General features: G+C 61.3%; 4 protein-coding genes and 1 tRNA gene. 4 read left to right on the top strand and 1 reads right to left on the bottom strand.

Annotation, left to right across the window (positions count from 1 at the left end):
- Window positions 1-2417, top strand: a 2417-nt coding sequence (gene mutS / locus NDI87_RS16665; protein WP_296276701.1) for a DNA mismatch repair protein MutS, incomplete at its 5' end; no start/stop codon positions are given.
- Between the two features lie 50 nt (window positions 2418-2467).
- On the opposite strand, the gene NDI87_RS16660 is transcribed toward mutS, so the two are convergent.
- A tRNA-Pro gene (locus NDI87_RS16660) sits at window positions 2468-2544 on the bottom strand.
- A gap of 74 nt (window positions 2545-2618) precedes the next feature.
- On the opposite strand from NDI87_RS16660, the gene aat reads away from it, so the two are divergent.
- The 3 genes from aat to NDI87_RS16645 all read left to right on the top strand — a co-directional run.
- The gene (gene aat / locus NDI87_RS16655) at window positions 2619-3383 is read left to right on the top strand and encodes a leucyl/phenylalanyl-tRNA--protein transferase (RefSeq protein ID WP_296276699.1); all 765 of its coding nucleotides are present in this window, start codon (window positions 2619-2621) and stop codon (window positions 3381-3383) included.
- Window positions 3380-4162 (top strand): arginyltransferase, encoded by a 783-nt coding sequence (locus NDI87_RS16650; RefSeq protein ID WP_296276697.1) that lies wholly within the window; start codon window positions 3380-3382, stop codon window positions 4160-4162. The genes aat and NDI87_RS16650 overlap by 4 nt, the downstream gene beginning before the upstream one ends.
- Before the next feature lie 26 nt (window positions 4163-4188).
- The coding region (locus NDI87_RS16645) for a helix-turn-helix domain-containing protein (protein ID WP_296276696.1) at window positions 4189-4570 on the top strand (382 nt) is incomplete at its 3' end.

The following is a 4570-nucleotide window of genomic DNA, read 5'->3' as shown; positions in this document are numbered from 1 at the left end:
TGATGGCGGGCGTGCCGTTTCACGCGGTGGACACTTACCTGGCACGGCTCATCAAGCTGGGCGAATCGGTGGCCATTTGCGAGCAGGTCGGTGACGTCGCCACGGCCAAAGGCCCTGTCGAGCGCAAGGTGGTGCGGGTGGTAACCCCCGGCACGCTGACCGACCTGGAACTGCTGGGCGACAAGACCGAGTCGATGCTGCTGGCGGTGCACCAGGGCACGCGCAACAGCTGCGGCCTGGCGTGGCTGAGCGTGACGCAAGGCGAGGTGCATCTGGCCGAATGCACGCCCGATGAGCTGGCCGACTGGGTGAGCAGAATCAGCCCGGGAGAGCTGATCTATAGCGCCGGCGCCACGCCCGCGTTTGAAGCCCGGCTGCGCAATCTGCCCGTGGCGGGACATATGTCGATTTCGGTGCGTCCTGACTGGCAATTTGACGCTGGCCTGGGTCAGCGCAAGCTGCTGGAACACCTGCAAGCCGCCAGCCTGATGCCCTGGCAAGCGCAAGACCTGGTGCAGGCGCAAGCCGCCGCCAGCGCGCTGCTGGCCTACGCCGAGCACACCCAGGGCCGCGCGCTGACCCACATCCACCGCGTGCGGGTGCAGCGCGCGGGCGAGCTCATCGACCTGCCGCAAAGCACCCGGCGCAACCTGGAACTGCTGCAAACCCTGCGCGGCGAGGACAGCCCCACCCTGTTTTCCCTGCTCGACACCTGCATGACCGGCATGGGCAGCCGTCTGCTTAAAAGCTGGCTGGTGTCACCCAAGCGCGATCGCACCGAGGCCCAGCAGCGCCTGAATGCCATGGGTGTTTTGCGTGACGGCCCGTGGACCAAACTGCGCGAGCAACTCAAGGGCAGCACCGATGTGGAACGCATCACGGCCCGTATCGCGCTGCGCCAGGTGCGGCCACGCGAACTGGTCGGGCTGCAACTGACGCTGCAAAAAACCGCACTGCTGGCGCCGGTCCTGCAGGGGCTTGAGGCCTACCTGACTGACATTGCCAACCGGCTGCAGCCCCCCACCGGCTGCGCAACATTGTTAAAGCAGGCTATCGCAGCTGAACCCGCCGCGCTGGTGCGCGACGGTGGTGTGATTGCCCCTGGTTTTGACGCCGAGCTGGACGAGCTTCGTGCCATCCAGACCAATTGCGACAGCTTTTTGCTGGACCTGGAAACCCGTGAAAAAGCCCGCACCGGCATTGCCAACCTGCGCGTGCAATTCAACCGGGTGCATGGTTTCTTCATTGAAGTCTCGCAAGGCCAACTCGACAAGGTGCCAGACGATTACCGCCGCCGCCAGACCCTGAAGAATGCCGAGCGCTTCATCACCCCCGAGCTCAAGGCCTTTGAAGACAAGGCGCTGAGTGCCCAGGAGCGCGCGCTGGCCCGGGAAAAGTGGCTGTATGAGCAGGTGCTGGACCAGTTGCAGGCTTTTGTGCCGCCCCTCACCGAGCTGGCGCGCGCGCTGGCCACGTTCGACGCCCTGTGCACCCTCACCGAGCGCAGTCTGACGTTGGACTGGTGTGCACCCCAGTTTGCCAAAGAACCCTGCCTCGACATCGAAGCCGGGCGCCATCCGGTGGTGCAGGCGCGACTGGCCGAGACCAGCGCCGGCGCCTTCATTGCCAACGACACGCACCTGGGACCGAAGCAGCGCATGCAGATCATCACCGGCCCCAACATGGGCGGCAAATCCACCTACATGCGCCAGATCGCGGTGATCACCCTGCTCGCCAGCATGGGCAGCTATGTGCCTGCCAAACGCTGCCGGCTGGGACCGATCGATGCCATCCACACACGCATTGGCGCGGCCGACGACCTGGCCAACGCCCAATCGACCTTCATGCTGGAAATGACCGAGGCCGCGCAGATCCTGCACGCGGCCACGCCCAACTCACTGGTTTTGATGGATGAGATTGGCCGCGGCACCAGCACCTTTGATGGTCTGGCACTGGCCAGCGCGATCGCCACCCAGTTGCACGACAAAACACAGGCCTACACCCTGTTTGCCACCCACTACTTTGAGTTGACCGAGTTTCCGGCCGACCACCATGGCGCCGTCAACGTGCATGTGAGCGCCGCCGAGTCGGGCCGCAACATCGTGTTTCTGCACGAAATTCAGCCGGGCCCGGCCAGCAAAAGCTACGGTATCCAGGTGGCGCGCCTGGCCGGCATGCCTGCGGCGGTGCTCAACCAGGCCCGTCAGACCCTGGAAGCGCTGGAGGCGCAGGCCTCGCACCAACAGGCCCAGATCGATTTGTTTGCTGCGCCTGCCATGGTCGAAGTGGTCACCAGCAGCGCGGCAGACATCGCCCTGGAAGCCATCAACCCCGACGATTTGAGCCCGCGCGAAGCACTTGAAGCACTTTACCAACTGAAAAAAATCAGCCATGCTGGGAACAAAACGTCTGGCTGAACACCAAAAACAAAGGCCCGGCAGTAAAAACGGCCAGGCCTTGAAAATAATGGTCGGGGCGAAAGGATTCGAACCTTCGACCCTCTGGTCCCAAACCAGATGCGCTACCAGGCTGCGCTACGCCCCGACTCATATATTGTAATCGCTGGAGCCACTGTTTTTGGACAACACCCCCATGCAATCACCTGGCAGCGCCGTTAAATGACGCACGCACCTGCCCCCTTGCCCTGGCTTGCCAGCGGCGAGCCTTTTCCGCTGGTCGACTCGGCATGGGGAATCGACACGGTGGCACCCGGCCTGTTGTGTGCCGGGGCTGACTTGTCGGTTGCGACCTTGCAAAAGGCTTACCAGAACGGTATTTTTCCGTGGTTCAGTGCCGGTCAGCCCATTTTGTGGTGGAGCCCGGCGCCGCGCATGGTGCTTGAAGTGGGGCAGTTCAAGCTGTCTCCTTCCTTGAAAAAAACCCTGAAGAAGTTTGCCAATGATCCGGACTGCGAGATCCGCATCGACAGCGCCTTTGCACAAGTGATTCAAACCTGCGCGGCAAGCCCCAGACCGGGCACGCACGGCACCTGGATCGTGCCCGACATGATCAACGCCTACATCGACCTGCACCATGCGGGTCTGGCCCACAGCATCGAGACCTGGATCAGGGGTGAATTGGCCGGCGGGCTGTATTGCGTCGCCATCGGGCAGGCGGTGTTTGGCGAGTCGATGTTTTACCGCCAGACCGGAGCCTCCAAAATTGCGCTGGCGGCGCTGGTGAGCCTGTGCCGCCAGCATCAGATCAGCCAGATTGATTGCCAGCAAAATACCGCGCACCTCGCGTCCCTGGGAGCCCACGAAATGCCAAGGGATGAATTTGTCAGGCGGGTTCGGGCCTTGTGCCGGCAACCTGTGATTGACTGGCATTTCGGGTCCGTATACTGGCAACATCTCTTTGCATTCAATACGGCTTCAGCGTGAATCAATCCCAGGAAACAGCGCTCAAAACGCTTCAGTTCTATGCCACGGCAAGCTACCCTTGCAGTTATCTTGACGGCCGGGTTGCCCGTTCTCAAGTGGCCACGCCCGCGCATCTGATCGACGCCAGCGGCTATTCGGTGTTGATGCGCAATGGTTTCCGGCGCAGCGGTCTTTTTTACTACCGTCCGCATTGTGATCACTGCCGGGCGTGCCTGTCGCTGCGCTTGCCGGTGGCCGATTTCCAGGCGGACCGCAGCCAAAAACGCGCCTGGTCACAGCATGGTCATTTAAAGGCCACCATCAGCACACCGGCTTTTTTGCCGGAACACTTTGCCCTGTACCAGCGCTACCAGAAGGCGCGCCACCCAGGTGGCGGCATGGACGCCGATGATGTGGCGCAGTACCAGGACTTCCTGATGGACAGCCACGTCGACTCCTTGCTGGTCGAGTTTCGTGAGCCATCGCCAGATGACGAGCCCGGCGTTCTCAAAATGGTGTCCATCATCGACCAGCTCGACGATGGCATGTCTGCCGTTTACACCTTTTACGATCCTGAGCCTGGCCGGTCTTATGGCACCTACAGCGTGCTGTGGCAGATCAGGCAGGCCCAAGCCTGGGGCCTGAAGTACCTCTACCTGGGTTATTGGGTGGCGCAGAGCCGGAAGATGTCCTACAAGTCACGCTTCAGGCCGTTTGAAATTTTCATCGGACAACAGTGGCGCGCCGTGGCTGACAGGGCAGGCAGCGCCAGGTTCGTGAATGAAGATTTCACAAGGTAAAATGAAACACCACTTCAGGATGTTGCATGCGAAAAATTGATTCTTCACTTACATCCACGCCGACCATTCAGGTCATTGAACGCATGATGACACTGATGGATGTGCTGGCCTCCCAGGAAGAGGCCATTTCGCTCAAGGAAATCAGCGCAAAAACCGGGCTCCACCCGTCCACGGCGCATCGCATTTTGAACGACCTGGTGATGGGCCGTTTTGTCGACCATCCCCAGGCCGGCAGTTACCGCTTGGGCATGCGCCTGCTGGAGCTGGGCAATCTGGTCAAGAACCGCTTGAATGTGCGCGACGCCGCGCTGGAACCCATGCGTGAGTTGCACCGCCTGACGCAGCAAGCGGTCAACCTGAGCATCCGCCAGGGCGATGAAATCATTTACATCGAAAGAGCCTACAGCG

This window comes from Rhodoferax sp. (assembly GCF_023701345.1).
GTDB lineage: Bacteria > Pseudomonadota > Gammaproteobacteria > Burkholderiales > Burkholderiaceae_C > Rhodoferax.
This window is presented reverse-complemented; position numbering and strand designations above follow the sequence as displayed.

Bases quoted from the DNA above. Each gene is read 5' to 3' on its own strand.
- aat (WP_296276699.1), top strand. From the start codon at position 2,619: ATGACGCACGCACCTGCCCCCTTGCCCTGGCTTGCCAGCGGCGAGCCT.